The 16,347-nt window shown below is 69.7% G+C and carries 13 protein-coding genes and 1 tRNA gene; 5 read left to right on the top strand and 9 right to left on the bottom strand.

The window, feature by feature from the left end; translation table 11 throughout:
* Positions 1 to 162: 162 nt before the first annotated feature.
* On the bottom strand, positions 163 to 2,298 hold the full coding sequence (locus FBR43_RS04650) for a ComEC/Rec2 family competence protein (protein WP_136942067.1): 2,136 nt from the start codon (positions 2,296 to 2,298) through the stop codon (positions 163 to 165).
* A 58-nt stretch (positions 2,299 to 2,356) separates the two neighbouring features.
* Here FBR43_RS04650 and gltX point away from each other — a divergent pair, with 58 nt between their 5' ends.
* Genes gltX through FBR43_RS04635 form a run of 3 tightly spaced genes read left to right on the top strand, consistent with a single transcriptional unit; the run spans position 2,357 to position 5,325 of the window.
* The gene (gltX, locus tag FBR43_RS04645) at positions 2,357 to 3,814 is read left to right on the top strand and encodes a glutamate--tRNA ligase (RefSeq protein WP_394344008.1); all 1,458 of its coding nucleotides are present in this window, start codon (positions 2,357 to 2,359) and stop codon (positions 3,812 to 3,814) included.
* Between the two features lie 26 nt (positions 3,815 to 3,840).
* Complete coding sequence (locus FBR43_RS04640) at positions 3,841 to 5,124, top strand: citrate synthase (RefSeq protein WP_136942065.1); 1,284 nt, start codon at positions 3,841 to 3,843, stop codon at positions 5,122 to 5,124.
* A 3-nt stretch (positions 5,125 to 5,127) separates the two neighbouring features.
* Positions 5,128 to 5,325, top strand: a complete 198-nt coding sequence (locus tag FBR43_RS04635) for a hypothetical protein (protein WP_136942064.1) — start codon at positions 5,128 to 5,130, stop codon at positions 5,323 to 5,325.
* A gap of 192 nt (positions 5,326 to 5,517) precedes the next feature.
* Here FBR43_RS04635 and FBR43_RS04630 read toward each other — a convergent pair.
* The 3 genes from FBR43_RS04630 to FBR43_RS04620 form a co-directional block, all read right to left on the bottom strand.
* Positions 5,518 to 5,591: transfer RNA gene (locus FBR43_RS04630), tRNA-Gly, on the bottom strand.
* Between the two features lie 192 nt (positions 5,592 to 5,783).
* Positions 5,784 to 6,527, bottom strand: a complete 744-nt coding sequence (locus tag FBR43_RS04625; protein WP_169542493.1) for a Brp/Blh family beta-carotene 15,15'-dioxygenase — start codon at positions 6,525 to 6,527, stop codon at positions 5,784 to 5,786.
* A 72-nt stretch (positions 6,528 to 6,599) separates the two neighbouring features.
* Positions 6,600 to 7,478, bottom strand: coding sequence for a bacteriorhodopsin (locus FBR43_RS04620; protein ID WP_249276462.1), 879 nt, complete (start codon positions 7,476 to 7,478; stop codon positions 6,600 to 6,602).
* 137 nt (positions 7,479 to 7,615) lie between these two features.
* Between FBR43_RS04620 and FBR43_RS04615 the strand changes: the two genes are divergently transcribed.
* A complete protein-coding gene (locus tag FBR43_RS04615; RefSeq protein ID WP_136942061.1) occupies positions 7,616 to 8,914 on the top strand; it encodes a DUF2254 family protein in 1,299 nt (432 codons plus the stop codon).
* A gap of 7 nt (positions 8,915 to 8,921) precedes the next feature.
* Here FBR43_RS04615 and FBR43_RS04610 read toward each other — a convergent pair whose 3' ends face one another.
* The 5 genes from FBR43_RS04610 to FBR43_RS04590 form a co-directional block, all read right to left on the bottom strand.
* On the bottom strand, positions 8,922 to 12,083 hold the full coding sequence (locus FBR43_RS04610; protein WP_136942060.1) for a helicase-related protein: 3,162 nt from the start codon (positions 12,081 to 12,083) through the stop codon (positions 8,922 to 8,924).
* Between the two features lie 66 nt (positions 12,084 to 12,149).
* The gene (locus FBR43_RS04605; protein ID WP_136942059.1) at positions 12,150 to 12,497 is read right to left on the bottom strand and encodes a thiol-disulfide oxidoreductase DCC family protein; all 348 of its coding nucleotides are present in this window, start codon (positions 12,495 to 12,497) and stop codon (positions 12,150 to 12,152) included.
* Between the two features lie 129 nt (positions 12,498 to 12,626).
* Positions 12,627 to 13,418, bottom strand: a complete 792-nt coding sequence (locus FBR43_RS04600) for a LysR family transcriptional regulator (protein ID WP_136942058.1) — start codon at positions 13,416 to 13,418, stop codon at positions 12,627 to 12,629.
* Positions 13,419 to 13,428: 10 nt separating this feature from the next.
* Positions 13,429 to 13,827, bottom strand: coding sequence for a Co2+/Mg2+ efflux protein ApaG (gene apaG, locus FBR43_RS04595; protein ID WP_136942057.1), 399 nt, complete (start codon positions 13,825 to 13,827; stop codon positions 13,429 to 13,431).
* Positions 13,824 to 15,032 (bottom strand): trans-sulfuration enzyme family protein, encoded by a 1,209-nt coding sequence (locus tag FBR43_RS04590; RefSeq protein ID WP_136942056.1) that lies wholly within the window; start codon positions 15,030 to 15,032, stop codon positions 13,824 to 13,826. Before FBR43_RS04590 ends, apaG begins: the two co-directional genes overlap by 4 nt.
* A 90-nt stretch (positions 15,033 to 15,122) precedes the next feature.
* On the opposite strand from FBR43_RS04590, the gene FBR43_RS04585 reads away from it, so the two are divergent.
* Positions 15,123 to 16,325 (top strand): glycosyltransferase family 39 protein, encoded by a 1,203-nt coding sequence (locus FBR43_RS04585; RefSeq protein WP_136942055.1) that lies wholly within the window; start codon positions 15,123 to 15,125, stop codon positions 16,323 to 16,325.
* Positions 16,326 to 16,347 lie beyond the last annotated feature (22 nt).

Below are 16,347 nucleotides of genomic sequence, written 5' to 3'. Positions count from 1 at the left end.
CCATGCGAAGCATGGTGGAGGGGTCTGCGCAACGCCGGCGCTTGGTGGCACGTCCATGGCCCGGCGAGTTCGCTCTGCACTGCCAGCGCCGCGCGCAGCGTTTCGCGCGCATCGGCCTTTTTCGCCCCAGACACCCCCCGCGGCCCCGACACCAGTACCGCCTCACTCGCGCCGGCGCGGCCACGCCCGCCGCGGCGGCTGCACCGTCGGCGGGTCGCGCCATGGATGTGCGCCACCGCTGCGCACCGTGCGCACCGTCCCCGAGCCGAGCGCCAGCGCGACACCGCCCGTCTCGCGCAGCATCGGCCGGTCGAGCTTGAGCCAGCGCGGCGTGCAGGTGCGCGGCAGGCGGCGCTCGCTGACGATAACGTCGCTGGCGCGGCACAGCGCCACCATCTCCTCGATCGGCAGCATATAGCCGCTGCGCGTCGCCGCGATCGTCCAGCGGCGGCCGTCGCGCGCGAGCTTCGCCATGCAGGCGTCGCGCGTGCAGCGGGCCTCGGCCATGTCGTCGATCGTCCCGAGCTCGCCGTCGATGCCGCCGGTTTCGCCTAGCATCGATCGCACATAGTCGCCCGCGCGCTCACGCAGCACCGCCATGCCGCCATCGGCGGTGCGGATCGCCAGATGCCGCCCGTCGCCCGTCACGATCAGGTCGGGCGCGGGGGTCATCGCCGCCCAGATCGCTCCCGCCATGGCGGGCACCGCCCCCGCCCAACGGAGGCGCGTTCGCCACAACGCCAGCCACAGCCCGCCGCCGATCATCAGCGCATAGGCCGAAGCCGGCATCGAGGGCAGCGCCTTGACGGCACCCGGCGCGTCGGCCGTGGTCTGCGCGATCCACAGCAGCAGCCACAGCGTGCGCTCGGCGAGCCACCATGCCGGCGCGCCCAGCCCCGCGACGTCGAGCGACAGCGCGAGCACCTCGAGCGGCATCACCACGAAGGTCGTCAGCGGTATCGCGACGATGTTCGCCGCCGCGCCGTACAGCCCCGCCTTGTGGAAATGGTACAGGCCGATCGGCATCAGCGCGAACTCGACGACGAGGCCGGTCAAGAGCAGCGACGCGCCGCCGCGCGCAAGCCGCCGCCCCCAGCCCTCGTCGCGCTTCATGAACCATCGCTTCACGCGCGAATGCTCGTGCAGCGCCACGATCGAGGTCACGGCGGCGAAGCTCAGCTGGAAGCTCGGCGATGCCAGCGCCTCGGGCCAGAGCAGGAGGACCGCCGTGGCGCCCGCGGCGACCAGCCGCAGCGTGATCGCCTCGCGCCCCAGCGCCAGCGCGCCGAGCACCAGCAAGGCGGCGATGCACGAGCGGATCGTCGGCACCTGCGCGCCGCTCAACCAGGTGTAGAACACCGCCGTCACCGCCGCCGCGCCCGCCGCCACCAGCGGCAGCCGCAGCCGCAGCGCCAGCATGGGGCTCAGCGCCAGCAGCTTGAGCACGACGAGCATCGTCGCGCCGACAACGGCGGTGACGTGCAGCCCGCTTACCGACAGCAGATGCGCCAGCCCCGATCGGCGCATCGCCTCGTCATCCTCCTCGCTGATCGCGCCGCGGTCGCCCGTCACCAGCGCCGCGGCGACGCCGCCCGCGCTGCCCGGCACCTGCGCCTGGATATGCCGCGTCAGCCTCGCGCGCATGCCGTCGCCGGCGGTGGGCGCGGCCCGCACCACCTCGATCGCAAAGGCGCGGCCCGTCGCGCCCAGTCCGTCGAACCACGCGACGCGGGCGAAATCATAGGCGCCGGGCACTGCCGGCGGCGCCGGTGGCATCAGGCGCGCGCGTACCGCAACCACCGCTCCGCTCGCCACGCCCGCGGGCATCAGCGCGTCGTCGACATTGAGGCGCACCAGCGGCGGCAGCCCCGCTCCTGCCGCATCGCGCACCGCCACGCGCAACCGCACTAGGTCGCGCGCGGGCATCGGCTCGACGCCGCGCACCACGCCCTCGAACGCCACTACCGCCGGCCGCGCCAGCACCGGCTGCGCGACGCGCTCGGCCCGCCACCAGATCAAGGCGCATCCCGCCGCCATCGCCAGCATCGCGACCAGCATCACGCGCGATGCCCGCCCCCCCTGCCCCGCCGCGAGCCCGGCTAGCCCAAGCGCCAGCGCGGCGAGGATGAATCCCGCCCAGCGCGCGGCATCGGGCAGCAGCATCCATGCCGTGATCCCCAGCCCCAGCATTACCGGCAGCCACAGCGGCAACTGGTCGCGCTCGGCTTCGAGCCAGGTTTCGAGCCGGTCGCGCGCGATACCGCCCCAAGCGCCGATTTGAAGCGCGCGGGAGGCCATGCTAGGGGCGGCGGCGGCGTCAGAGGCCATCGGATTTCCAGCTTGGGAGCAAGCGCGCTTGGGCGCAACCACCAATCACGGCGCCCCCGGTGCCTCGCCTGTCGTCACCCGTTTCGCGCCTTCGCCGACGGGCTATTTGCACATTGGCGGTGCCCGCACCGCGCTGTTCAACTGGCTGTTCGCGCGCCACCATGGCGGCCGCTTCCTGCTGCGCATCGAGGATACCGATCGCGCGCGCTCGACCGAGCCCGCCATTGCCGCGATCCTCGACGGGATGCGCTGGCTCGGCTTCGATTGGGATGGCGACGAAGTCTACCAGTTCGCGCGCGCCGATCGCCATGCAGCCGTCGCGCACCAGCTGCTCGCCGCCGGCCATGCCTATCGCTGCTATGCCAGCCCCGAGGAGTTGACCGCGCTGCGCGAAAGCCAGCGCGCCGCGGGCAAGCCCATCCGCTATGACGGCCGCTGGCGCGACCGCGATCCCGCCGATGCGCCCGAAGGCACGCCCTTCGTCGTGCGGCTCAAGGCGCCTACCGAAGGCGCGGTGACCATCCCCGATCAGGTGCAGGGCGACGTCACCGTCGCCAATGCCGAGCTCGACGATTTCGTGCTGCTCCGCTCGGACGGCACGCCCACCTACATGCTAGCGGTAGTGGTCGACGATCACGACATGGGCGTCACCCACGTCATCCGCGGCGACGATCATCTCAACAACGCCTTCCGCCAGCTTGCGCTGATCCGCGCGATGGACGCGGTCGAGGGCGGCTGGCCCGATCCCGTCTATGCGCACATCCCGCTCATCCACGGCAGCGACGGCGCCAAGCTTTCGAAGCGGCACGGCGCGCTCGGCGTCGATGCCTATCGCGACGAGATGGGGCTGCTGCCCGAAGCCGTCGTCAATTATCTGCTGCGGCTTGGCTGGGGGCATGGCGACGACGAGATCATCGATCGAGAGCAAGCGGTCGCCTGGTTCGATCTCGCCGGCGTGGGCCGCTCGCCGTCGCGCTTCGATGCCAAGAAGCTCGAAAACATCAACGGCCATTATCTGCGCGCCGCCGACGATGCACGTCTCGCCGATCTCGTCGCCGCGCGCCTCGATCGCCCGCTCACCGACGAGCAGCGCGCGCTGCTCGTCCGCGCGATGCCCGAATTGAAACCGCGTGCCGCCAACCTCAACGAGCTCGCCGCCGCGACCGATTTCCTGTTCGCCGCCCGGCCGCTCGCCGTCGACCCCGCCGCCGCGCCGCTGCTCGAGGGCAATGCCCGCGCGCTCCTCGGCGCGGTGCATGCCAAGCTTGACGCCCTGCCGCGATGGGATACGGAAAGCCTCGAAGCGGAGGTCCGCGAGGTCGCCGAAGCCGAAGGCGCCAAATTGGGCGCGGTGGCCCAGCCGCTGCGTGTGGCGCTCACCGGCCGCAAGACCTCGCCCGGTATCTTCGACGTGCTCGCACTGCTCGGGCGCGACGAGAGCCTGGGTCGGATCGCCGATCAGCTGGCCGTTCCGGCCGAACACTGAACACAAGAACGATAAAGGAAGCCGCGATGTCCGATGCCGACACCCAGACGATGACCATCGGCGACAAGCAATATCCGGTACGCCACGGCAGCGTCGGGCCGGCCGTCACCGATATCCGCAAGCTCTATGCCCAGACGGGCATGTTCACCTACGATCCGGGCTTCACCTCGACCGCGAGCTGCGAATCGACGCTCACCTATATCGATGGCGACGAAGGCGTGCTGCTGCACCGCGGCTACCCAATCGGCCAGCTCGCCGAACAGTCGAGCTTCATGGAAGTCGCCTATCTGCTGCTCAACCACGAGCTGCCCTCGGCCGCCGAGCTCGACAAGTTCACCTACACGATCAGCCGCCACACCATGCTGCACGAGCAGCTCGCGCAATTCTATCGCGGCTTCCGACGCGACGCGCACCCCATGGCGATCATGTGCGGCGTCGTCGGCGCGCTTTCGGCCTTCTACCATGATTCGACCGATATCGCCGATCCGCACCAGCGCATGATCGCCAGCCACCGCCTGATCGCCAAGATGCCGACGATCGCGGCGATGGCGTATAAATATTCGGTCGGCCAGCCCTTCCTCTATCCCGACAACTCGCTGAGCTACACGGGCAATTTCCTGCGCATGACCTTTGGCGTGCCGGCCGAGCCCTATGAGGTGAACCCCGTCGTCGAGCGCGCGCTCGACCGCATCTTCATCCTCCACGCCGATCACGAGCAGAACGCCTCGACCTCGACGGTGCGGCTCGCCGGATCGTCGGGCGCCAATCCGTTCGCGTGCATCGCGGCGGGCATCGCGTGCCTGTGGGGCCCCGCGCATGGCGGCGCCAATGAGGCCGCGCTCAACATGCTGCGCGAAATCGGCACGCCCGATCGCATTCCCGAATATATCGCACGCGCCAAGGACAAGAACGACCCGTTCCGCCTGATGGGCTTCGGCCACCGCGTCTATAAGAACTACGATCCGCGCGCGACGGTGATGCAGAAGACCGTGCGCGAGGTCTTCGATTCGCTCGGCGTCAGCGATCCGGTGTTCGAGACCGCGCTCCAGCTCGAGGAAATCGCGCTCAAGGACGAGTATTTCGCCGAGAAGAAGCTGTTCCCCAACGTCGATTTCTATTCGGGCGTCATCCTCTCGGCCATCGGCTTCCCCACCACGATGTTCACCGCGCTGTTCGCGCTCGCGCGCACCGTCGGCTGGGTGGCGCAGTGGAACGAGATGATCTCGGACCCCGAGCAGAAGATCGGCCGCCCCCGCCAGCTCTACACCGGCCCCACCCAGCGCGACTACGTCCCCGTGGGCGAGCGCTGAGCCATGGGGCGCCGGCGCATCCTGATCGCGATCGGGATTGCGCTGGCGCTCATGGGCCTGCTGTGGATCGGCCAGGGCCTCGGCATGGTGCGCTGGCCGGCCTCCAGCTTCATGATCGACCAGCGCCCCTGGGTCACCAACGGCGCCGTGCTCGCGGTACTCGGCCTCGTCCTGATCCTGATCGCCCGCCGCCGCCGCTGAACGGCGAGTTATTCGCCGCGCATCGTTGGCGAGCGGCGCTGATTGAGACGCCCAGCGCCAAGCGACAGCCGATGCCAGGCCTGTCGCAAATCGTTTACGATCGCTCTTGCATTAGGCCCGCAGCGCCCCCCGGTCACGCGCGAAGTCGCACCCGCAAAAGGGCGTGAGCCGCAGTGTCATTCGCTGCAAAGATGGAGCGGGTGAAGGGAATCGAACCCTCGTCGTAAGCTTGGGAAGCTTCTGCTCTACCATTGAGCTACACCCGCGTTTCGGTGCTCAGCCGACGTCCGCGCTGCCGTTGACAACAGCGCTTCGCAGCCTTCCCGAACGACGTTCCTCTGCCTTCACCGACGGCGGTCGTCAACGCTATTCACTGCCCCTCCCGCGGCGCGGGGGACACGCCGGTGCCGGCCGAGCCGTGCGGCGCGTCGCGCCGCCGCATCCGCGGCGAACGGCATTCATCCCGCGAGCCGATCGCCGAGCATGTGCGGGGTCGCCATGCCGAAGGCGAGCGCGGTGGCGACGGGAAGCGCCAGCATGCCGGTGGCGACCAGCGTCGCGAGCGCGAGCGCGCCCAACACCGCCGCGAGCGTCGTGGGCGACACGGCGGCGCAGACCGCAGCGACGCCGTATCGTTCAATCTGCCGCTGCTGCACGGGCACGGCATGCGCGACGAGGAACACCATGCCCGCAGCCAGAACTGGGTGGAACAGCAGAACCGCCGCCAACGCGCTCCACAGAGTCGCATCGGCGGGTCGTGTGCGCAACGCAGGCAGCGCCAGCACCACCCCCAGCGCGCCCGCCGCGGCGAGCGTCGCCAGCCACCAGGGCGGCACCGGTTCGCCGAGGATTGTCTGCAACACCGCCGCGGTCTCGTCGGGGCGCCACAGCGCGCTTCCGGCGACGGCGATCATCGCGATGCCCCAGCGGCGCGGTGCCGGCCCCTGCCCCGAATGCGCGAAATGCCATGCCGAGAGCAGGAAGAACAACGTAAGTCCCGTAAGCGGCGCGGCGAGCATGAAGGCGGCCACCGCGCCCGCCGCGACGACATAGGCCGCCGCGTGCGGCAGCCCGAAGCGACGGATCGTGGTGCCGTCGTCGTCGGCGGCGCCATGCGGCATCCCCGCGGCGAACATCAGCAGCCCGAGCGCCACTGCCGATGCCTCGCCGCCCGCCTGCGCCACGCCGCCCAGCGCAAGCAATGCAGGGCCCGTCCACCATCGGCCGGGTGACGCCGGTCTGAAGTCGACCGAGGCCTGCCGTGCGGCCAAGCGTCAGTCGCCGCATGCCGAGGCCGCGCTCGCGCCGAGCGGACTGGTCTCGAGCGCCTCGGCCGCCGGGGCATAGCCTTCGAGCGCGCTGCGCCGCAGGACGTAGCGCGACAGCAGGATGCCGTAGACGAGCTTGGTCGAGATGTCGGCGATCGAGAACAGGAGCTGCCGCCCCACCACGATATCGCCCGTCAGCCCCAGTTGCGGCAGCGCATAAGCGATAGGATAGATGCCCCAGGTGGCGAGGAAGTACCACCAGATGTTCTTCGGCCATGCCGCCAGGCTCACCGGCGAATTGCGGATCGCGGCGCCGATCACCCCGCGCACCTCGACGAGCATCCAGACGAAGAAGAGAGTCGAGATCACGCCCCACAGGTTCAGCCGCGAAAGATCGGCCGTCTCGCCGAACTGGCCGTACAGCCCCGTCCAGATCATCAGCACCGCGGGAACGATCATGCGGGCGGCACGCTTGTGCAGCTCGGGGCGGGCCAGCGCAAAGGCGATCGGCAATTGGGTCAGCAAGATGGGTACGGTGATCGTCCAGTTGCCGTAGCGGAAGGCGTTGGTGAAGACATTGCCCTCGGCGAGCGGCTGGAACAGCGCGCCGTCGAATGCATAGCTCGCTTCCCACAGGCTGAACTCGCGCAGCAGGCTGAGGCCCGCACTCGCCATCACGATCGCCGACAGGATGGGCACGATGCGATAGCGCGGTGCCAGCGTCAGGCTCGTCATGAGGAAATAGACGATGAACGCGAAATGCGCGCCGTAGCTGACCATCAGGATGAGCGAGCCGAGCGTGTACTGCCCGCTCGTCAGCGCGACGAGATTCTCGATGTTGCCGACAAGGTCGGGATCGGCAAGCATCGGGGAAGCTGGAACCATAGACATGCACCTTTCGCGACCGGATTGTGCAGCGTGCGAAGGTCGCGGTCGCAGGCGGCCGTGGATGCTGTGCAGAAAGCCGGTGCCCGCTTGAAGTTCCGGCGCCGGAACAATGTTTTGGCGCGGGCAGGCGCGGCATGAGGTCGCGCCATCTGTCGTCGCGCGGGCGCCTTGCGTGGCTGCTGCACCGCATGGTCGCGAGCTATTGGGGATTACCCGTGCTCGGCGCGCTCGCGGCGATGCCGCTGCTGCTCGCGATGCTGCACCTCGATCGCAGCGGGCTCGCCGCATGGCTGCTCGCCAACGATCTCAATCCGGTAGAGACGGCCGATACCGCGAAAGATCTCGTCGCGGTGGCGATCGGCATCGGTACGGCGTTCACCACACTCTATTTCTCGATCACGCTGCTAGTGCTCACCGTCGCGAGCAGCAATCTGGGCGTGCGGCTGATCGACCGGTGGCTCGAGAAGCGGCTGGTCCGCGCCGCGCTGACCGTGCTGGTGTTCGCGCTCGTCTTCGCGCTCGGCGCGATGGCGGCGGTCGACGGCGAGGCCGAGCTTGCCGACGTCCCGCTCGCAACAGTCGGCGCCGTGCTGCTGCAACAGATCGGCGTCGTGGCGCTGCTGACGATCGCGCTGCACGATCTCGGCCGGACGGTCTTCGTCGACCGGTCGATCGCCTATCTCGGGCGCGATGCTGCGCGCGACGAGGTGATCGTAGCCGCCGGCGCGCCCCATGCCGGCGAATGTCGCCAGATCGTGCGCGCGCGTGACGACGGCTATGTCGAGGGGAACGATCTCGTCGCGCTGCGGCGCCTCGTCGGCGATTCGAATAGCCATGTGCGCGTCCTGGCGGCGCCGGGGCGCTATGTGCTGGCGGGCGATCCGCTGATCGCGCTCGAACACCCCGTTGCCGACGAGCGGCGGATGCTCGATGCCGTGCCCGTCGGGCCGCATCGCGGCGATGTCGAGGGCGTCGGGTTCCGCGTCCGGCTGCTCGTCGAGATCGCGGCGCGCGCGCTGTCTCCGGCGGTCAACGATCTTTACACCGGGCGCGCGGCGGCCGATCGGCTCGCGGCGGCGATGCTGTCCCACGCGGCCGCCTGGGTCGATGCCGACAAGGCACCGGTCTGGCGCGAGGACGCGCGCTTCGAGCTTCCGGGGCAGGATTTCCGCGCCGTGTTCGCCGGGCCGCTCACGGCGTTCCGGCAGAGTGCCTGCCAATATCCCTCGATCGCAATCCGCATGATCGGCCTCTATGCCAGAGTGGCCGACAAGCTCGTCGAACGCGGCCAGTCGGATGAATGCATCGCCTTCCTGCGCGATTGCGCGTGCGAGCTTGCCGAACATGCCGGCAACGTTGCCGACCATGGCGGCGATCGCGAGGCCATCACGGCTGCGTTCGCGCGGGGCTTTCCAAAGGCCGATCGGGTGTAGGGTCAGGCTATTCGGTCGCCGCGTCGAGCAGGTGGCGCACGCGGTCGAAGCGCGCATCGGGTTCGTCGATGCGTTCGTCGAGCAGCACGCGCCCGTTGCGCTCGCCCAGCTCCAGCGCCTCGGCCAGTACCGCCGCATCGCCGCGCGGTGCGAAGGCGATCGCCGCCGGCCCCGCGTCGATCCGCTCGATATCGAGCGCGCGCGCCTGCAACCGGATGCGCGCGCTCGCCAGCAGCCGCGTTGCCGCCGGCGGCGGCGTGCCGAAGCGATCCTCGATCTCGCGCTCGAAATCGTCGAGCGCATCGAACGAACCGATGCGCGCCAGCCGGGCATAGAGCGTGATGCGCGTATCGGCATCGGGCACCCAGCTTTCGGGAAAGTTCCCTTGCGCGCCGAGGTTGAGCTCGGGCGACCAGCGTTCCACGCGCTCGCCGCGCGCCGTCCGCAACGCGCCTTCGAGCAGTTGCTGATACAGCTCGACACCGATCAGCCGCATATGGCCGGCCTGCGTATCGCCGAGCAGATCGCCCGCGCCGCGCAGGTCGAGGTCGCTCGCGCTGATCGCGAACCCCGCGCCCAGCCGATCGAACGTCTCGAGCGTGCGCAGCCGCTTGAGTGTGCGCGGCGCGATCTCGCCTTCGCCCTTGGTGAACAGCAGCACCTGCCCGCGCCGTCCGCCGCGCCCAACCCGGCCGCGAAGCTGGTGCAGCTGGGCGATGCCGAAGCGATCGGCATGGAGGATCGCCATCGTGTTCGCGCGCGGCACGTCGAGCCCCGTCTCGATGATGTTGGTCGCCAGCAGCACATCGCCCTCGCCCGCGCCGAAGCGCACCATCGCCTCGTCGATCTCGGCAGCGGGCAGCTTCCCATGCGCCGTCAGCACCTCGAGCTCGGGCACGCTCTCGGCAAGGACCGCGGCGAGCGGCGCCATGTCGGCGATCCGCGGCACCACCACGAAGCTCTGCCCACCGCGGCTTTTCTCGCGCAGCAGTGCGGCGCGCAGTACCTGTTTGTCGAACGCGCCGATCGCGGTGCGGATCGGCTGGCGGCGCGCGGGCGGCGTCGCGATCACCGAGAGCTGCCGCAACCCCACCATCGCCGCCTGCAAGGTGCGCGGTATCGGCGTTGCGGTCATGCTCAGCACATGGCCCGCCGACAGCGCCTCGAGCCGCTTCTTGTCGGCCGCACCGAAGCGCTGCTCCTCGTCGACGATGACGAGTGCGAGCTGCTTGAAGCGCACATCCTTCGCCGCGATCGCCCCGGTGCCGACGACGATGCGCACTGATCCGTCCTTGAGCCCTGCCTTCACCGCGCGCTTCTCCGCCGCGCTCGACAGCCGCGATAGGCCGGCCACGGTGATGCCACTGTCCTCGAAGCGCTGCGTCACGCTCTCCAGATGCTGGCGCGCAAGCACCGTCGTCGGCGCGACGATCGCCACCTGACGGCCCGACAGCGCAGCGATGGCGGCGGCACGCAGCGCGACCTCGGTCTTGCCGAAGCCGACATCGCCCACGATCAGCCGGTCCATCGGTCGCCCGCTCGCCAGATCGGCACGCACGGCCTCGATCGCCGCCTGCTGATCGGGCGTTTCGGAATAGGGGAAGCCCGCGGCGAAGCTCTCATAGTCGGCAGGCTTCGGATCGAGCACGGGGGCGCTGCGCTCGGCGCGCTCAGCGGCGATCGCGGTGAGCCCGCGCGCCGTCTCCGCAATCGCGGCGTCGATGTCGCGGCGGCGCTTCTGCCAGGTCGATCCGTCGAGCTTGTCGAGCCGTACCGCATCGGCTTCGGCACCATAGCGCCAGATGCGGTCGGCCTCCGACACCGGAACGAGGCGGATGGCATCGCCGGCATAGGTTAGCGCAATCGCGTCGCTCGCCGCATCCTCGCCGTCGCCACCCGGCAGCGGGCGCACGCCATCGACCACCGCCAGCCCGTGATCCTCGTGGATCACGACATCGCCGACGCGCAGCTCCACCGCGGCGTCGAAGGCGGGAATCGAGGCGCTGGCGGCATCGCCGCGCTCGGCGCGACTGCCGATGAGGTCGGCGGCGGCGATGACGAGCAGTCCGTCGCGCCGGAACCCACGATCGGCGCGCACTGGCAGCGAGCACAAGGGCGCGCGCGATTGCTCGAGCGCTGCCCAGTTGGCCAATGCTTCGCCCTCGAGCTTCACCGCGTTCGCCAGGCGCGGCATGAGGAAGCGGATATCGCGCTCGCCGCCGAGCAGTGCCACGCGGTTGCCCTGCGCGATCTCGGCGCGCACCAGCTTCGCACAGGCGCGAAGCGGCGCGGCGCTCTCGACGAAGCGGGGCGGCGGATCGCCGGCCGGCGCGATGTCCGCCGTTTCGCGCGTTTCGAGCGCGGCCTTCCACGCGGCATCGTCGACGATGTGGCGGCCGACGCGCCGCGACCCGCGCTTCGTCGCGTCGGCCACCAGCTTGAGGAAGCGGCGGCGGCGCTCGTCGCCGGCGCGATCGACGACGACGATCGCGTCGTCGAGGTGATCGAGCAGCGTGACCGGCGCGTCGCCCACCGCCGGCTCGGTGACGCGGCCAAGTTCGCACGCCTCGATCGTATCGACGCCGCGCTGGTCGCCGGCGTCGTAGCGTCGGATCGCGACGATCCGGCCGTCGGCTTCCTCGACGCGCAGTGGATGCGCCCGGTCGGCGGGAAACACGTCAAGCACCTGGCCGCGCAGCCCCACCTCGCCCGGTTCGTCGACGCGCTCGTCGTCGACATAGCCGGCTTCGATCAGTTCGGCGTGCAGCGCGGCCAGATCGATCGCCATATCGACCGCGATCGAGGGCGGCACCGCGCGATAGGCGTCGGGCGGCGGATAGGCGCGCGCCGCCGCCTCGCCCGTGCTGATTAGGGCGATGCGTCGCGCGTCGCCTTCGGCGCGAAGGCACGACAGGCGATGCAGCGCCGCGACGCGCTGCCCGATATTCGCGGGTGATGCGGGCGCAGCGTCGCCCGGCAGCGCATCGCTGCCCGGGCACAGAAGCACGATGGCCTCGGGCACCATCGCCGCCACGAGCGCCGCGACTTCGGCAGCGTCGATTTCGTCGCGCAGGATGGCGAGCACATTGGTATGCGCTAGCCGCGCGGCGATGTCGGCAGCGCGCTCGGCCTTGCCGGGATGCGCTGCGGCGATGTTGGAAGCTGGCACGGCATGTCCCGGAAAAGAGAGGGCTGCGAACGTGCGGTCACGGCGCGTGTTCCACGCCAGTTGGTACTAGGCTCCGGCAAGCTTCTGAAGATAGGGCCGTACCCGCAAGAAATGCCGGTACGCCCTTTCGAGCGTCGCGAGCACGATGCGGTTGCGCGCAAGCAGGCCCAGCGGCCGCAGCAGCGGAATGGCGCGCCACATCGCCGCGAACGCCGCCGCGCCTTCGTACAGCCGCCCGTCTTCCTCGGCATGGAAGCGCGCGAGCAGCGCCGAACGATCGGTAGGGCAGACGCTGCCCGCCACCGATGCGTCGACGAAACGCAGCCGCCCCGCCCGATCGAGCCGGCGCATCAGCGCAATCTCGCGCCGGCAGAGCGGACAACCGCCATCGAACCAGACCGTAACCTGCGGCATGGCATCGATATAGGAGTGCCGAAGGCTTCCTGCATCCTGAGGATGGCGCGGGTTACAGCCGCTATACGGTGCCCGGACTGCGCGTGGACGACGAACCGATCGGCCTGAGCAACGATTGCTGCCGACGGGTCAGCTCGCCAGCGCGTCGACGAGCGCGCGCACCTTCTTCTGGCGCCATTGCGGCAGCGGCGCGACCATCCAATAGCCGTGACGCGCGGCAATCGCCTCGCCCACCGGCGCCACGCGCCCGGCGGCAAGATCGGCGCGCGCGAGCAGTTCGGGCACCGTCGCGCGGCCAAGACCCGCGGCGGCCGCGTCGATCGCGAGCCCCGCATCGGCGACGCGCATCGCCGCGGCCTGCGCATCGCCGGTATCGCCGGGCCAGCCGATCACCGCATCGGCGCCGCCGCCTACGCGCTCGATCGTCACCATCCCGTCCGATTCGAGCGCCTCGCCTTCATGCTCGCCCGGCCCCTCGCCCCAGCGGATCGCGAGGTCGAGATTGGCCTGCGCAAAATCGAGCCCCTCTTCGGCCGCGAGCAGCTGGAAGCGCAGCTCGCGATCCGCTGCGGCGATCGCGGCGAGGCGCGGCAACAGCCATTTCTGCGTCACGTCGCGTGGTGCCGCGATCGTCAGCGCCTTCGACGATTGCTGCGCCTGCATCGCGCGCACGGCTTCCTCGAATTGGAGGAACCCGCCGCGCAGCGCGGTGAGCCCCCCCGCGCCCTCGGGCGTCAGCTCGAGCCCCTTGGTGGTGCGGCGGAACAGCACTACCCCCAGCATGTCCTCGAGCGCGCGAATCTGCTGGCCGACCGCCGCCGGCGTCACCGCCAGCTCGTCGGCCGCGCGCGTGAACGACAGATGGCGCGCTGCCGCGTCGAGCACGCGCAGTCCGTTGAGCGGCAGGTGCGTGCGCTTCATTGCCGCCCGCTCACTGCGCCACTGCCGGCGCGACCAGCGCGAACTTCGGGATCGCCACGTCGAAGGTCTCGCCGTCCTCGCCGAGCATCTGATAGGCGCCCTGCATCGATCCTGTCGGGGTCGAGAGCGGGCAGCCCGATACATAGTCGAAGCTGGCGCCCGGCGCGATCATCGGCTGCTCGCCGACAACGCCCTCGCCTTCCACCGCATGGCGCAGCCCGCGCCCGTCGGTGATGATCCAGTGGCGCGTCAGCAGCTGCACCGCGCCGTCGCCCTCGTTCTCGATGCGGATGTGATAGGCCCAGAACCAGCGGCCGCGTTCGGGGTCCGACTGTTCGGGCAGATAGCTCACCGACGTGCGCACCACGATGCCGCGCGTGCGTGCCTCCTCGGTGAACAGCGCCTTCACAGCCCCGCCCGCCGCAGCGCCTGGTCGAGATCGTCGATCACATCGGCAGGGTCCTCGAGCCCCACATTGAGCCGCAGCGTGCCCTCGCGAATGCCCATCTCGAGCCGCTTGTCCTCGCTCACGCTGGCATGGGTGGTCGAGGCGGGGTGCGTCATCAGCGATCGCGAATCGCCGATATTGTTCGAGATGTCGACAAGCTCGAGCGCGTCGAGCAGCGCGTGCGCCTGCGCGCGCCCGCCATCGACCTCGAACGAGAAGATCGGCCCCGTCATCGCCATCTGCGCCATCGCCAGCGCATGCTGCGGATGGCTCGGCAGCCCCGGATGATTGATGCGCGGCACGCGACCTTCGAGGAAGCGGCCGACCGCCAGCGCATTCTCGCTCTGGCGGCGGATGCGCAGGTCGAGCGTCTCGAGGCCCTTCAGCACCACCCAGGCGTTGAACGCGCTCAGCGTCGGCCCCGTGTTGCGCGTGAAGGGCAGCAGCGTGTTGAGGATGAAGTCCTCGCTGCCGCACACCGCGCCCGCCAGCACGCGCCCCTGCCCGTCCATCATCTTGGTCGCCGAATAGGCGACGACATCGGCGCCAAACTCCATCGGCCGCTGGAGCGCGGGGGTGGCGAAGGCGTTGTCGACCACCGTCGTCACGCCGCGCGCGCGAGCGATGTCGCACACCGCCTGCAAGTCGACGATGTCCATCGTCGGGTTGGCGGGCGTCTCGAAGAAATAGAGCTTGGTCTTGTCGGTCGTCGCATCGGCGAACGCCTGCGCGTCGCGCGCATCGACGATGGTGGTCGCAATCCCGAACTTCGGCAGCAGCGTATCGGTGAGCCAGCGGCACGAGCCGAATAGCGCGCGGCCCGCCACCACATGGTCGCCTGCCTCGAGCTGGCACAACAACGCCGCCGTCATCGCCGCCATGCCGCTTGCCGTCGCGCGGCACGCCTCGGCGCCTTCCATCAGCGCGATCCGCTGCTCGAGCATCTCGACCGTCGGGTTCTGCAACCGCGAATAGGTCATGCCCGCCTGCTCGCCGGCAAAGCGTGCCGCGGCGTCGCCCGCACAGTCATAGGCATAGCCCGAGGTGAGGAACAGCGCCTCGCTCGTCTCGCCATATTCGGATCGCGCGGTGCCGCCGCGCACAGCCTGCGTCGCGGGGCGCCAGCGTGACGTGATGCTGCGGTCCTGGCCGGTATTGCGCTTCATGGCCCCGCTTTGCCGCCAGACGTGTCATAGCGCAAGGCGGGCGCTTTTGGCGTTCGATCGTCCGCACGCGATCTGCTAGCGCCAGTCGCGATGCGCTTCGCTCTCAAGCCTCTCCACGCCGCGATCCTCATCGCGCTCGCGGCGCAACTGCTGTTCACGCTCGGCATCCACCGCCCCGCCGGGCTGGTGTTCGACGAGGTGCATTACGTCCCCGCCGCGCGCACGCTGCTCACGCTGTCCGAGCCGGTGAACACCGAGCATCCGCTGATGGGCAAGATGCTGATCGGCGCGGGCATCGCGCTGTTCGGCGACAATCCGATCGGCTGGCGCGCAATGTCGACGCTGGCGGGCACGCTCACCGTGCTCGGCGGCTTCGCAATCCTCTGGATGCTGTTCGCGCGCATCTGGGTGGCCGCGCTCGGCGCTGGGCTGCTGATGCTCAACCAGACATTGTTCGTGCAGGCGCGCATCGGGATGCTCGACGGCTTTCTGGGCGCGTTCCTCACGCTCGGCATCGCCGCGCTCATCTGGGCGCTCACGACGCCGCCGCCCCGCCGGCTGCCGCGCCTCGCGCTGGCGGGCGCGCTGTTCGGCCTCGCGGTCGCGACCAAATGGGCCGCCATCCCCTATGTCGCAGCGGCGTGCCTGCTGCTGCTCGCGACGCAGCCCGGCCGCGCACAGCTCACCGCGCCGCTCGCGTTCGGCACCGCCGCGCTCGCCGTCTATTTCGCCAGCTTTACGCCCGCCTTCTTCTACTGGTGCGATCCGCTCGCCCCCGCCGATCTCGTCGCCTTCCAGTTCGAGATGTACGCGCAGCAGACCAAGATCCTGTCCGACCATCCCTACCAGTCCGACTGGTGGAGCTGGCCACTGATGCTGCGCCCCATCTGGTATTTCTACGAACCCGATCAGGGCATCATGCGCGGCATCCTGCTCATCGGCAATCCGGTGGTGATGTGGGGCGGCCTCGTCGCCGTCGCGGCGTGCCTGTGGGCGGGCTGGCGCGGATCGCGCGCGCATCTGGCACTCGCAGCACTATGGATTCTCTCGCTCGCGATCTTCGCGATCATCCCCAAGTCACTGGGTTTCTATTATTATTATCACCTCTCGGGCATCTTCATCGCGCTCGCGCTCGCCGCCGCACTTGCCCTGCCGCGCAGCCCCCGCCCCGCCGCCGTCGCACTCGGCGCGGCGGTGATCGCCTTCGCCTATTTCCATCCGATCGTCTCGGGCGCGGCGCTGGTGAACAATCAGGCGTTCAACCACTGGATGTGGTTCGACAGCTGGCGCTGAAAATCCCGTGCACCATCGCTAT

This window comes from Sphingomonas baiyangensis (assembly GCF_005144715.1).
Classification (GTDB): Bacteria; Pseudomonadota; Alphaproteobacteria; order Sphingomonadales; family Sphingomonadaceae; genus Sphingomonas; species Sphingomonas baiyangensis.
This window is presented reverse-complemented; position numbering and strand designations above follow the sequence as displayed.

Coding starts and splice junctions, on each gene's coding strand:
- FBR43_RS04650 (WP_136942067.1), bottom strand. CDS start 2,298: ATGGCCTCCCGCGCGCTTCAAATCGGCGCTTGGGGCGGTATCGCGCGC.
- FBR43_RS04640 (WP_136942065.1), top strand. CDS start 3,841: ATGTCCGATGCCGACACCCAGACGATGACCATCGGCGACAAGCAATAT.
- FBR43_RS04635 (WP_136942064.1), top strand. CDS start 5,128: ATGGGGCGCCGGCGCATCCTGATCGCGATCGGGATTGCGCTGGCGCTC.
- FBR43_RS04620 (WP_249276462.1), bottom strand. CDS start 7,478: ATGGTTCCAGCTTCCCCGATGCTTGCCGATCCCGACCTTGTCGGCAAC.
- FBR43_RS04615 (WP_136942061.1), top strand. CDS start 7,616: ATGAGGTCGCGCCATCTGTCGTCGCGCGGGCGCCTTGCGTGGCTGCTG.
- FBR43_RS04605 (WP_136942059.1), bottom strand. CDS start 12,497: ATGCCGCAGGTTACGGTCTGGTTCGATGGCGGTTGTCCGCTCTGCCGG.
- FBR43_RS04600 (WP_136942058.1), bottom strand. CDS start 13,418: ATGAAGCGCACGCACCTGCCGCTCAACGGACTGCGCGTGCTCGACGCG.
- FBR43_RS04590 (WP_136942056.1), bottom strand. CDS start 15,032: ATGAAGCGCAATACCGGCCAGGACCGCAGCATCACGTCACGCTGGCGC.
- FBR43_RS04585 (WP_136942055.1), top strand. CDS start 15,123: ATGCGCTTCGCTCTCAAGCCTCTCCACGCCGCGATCCTCATCGCGCTC.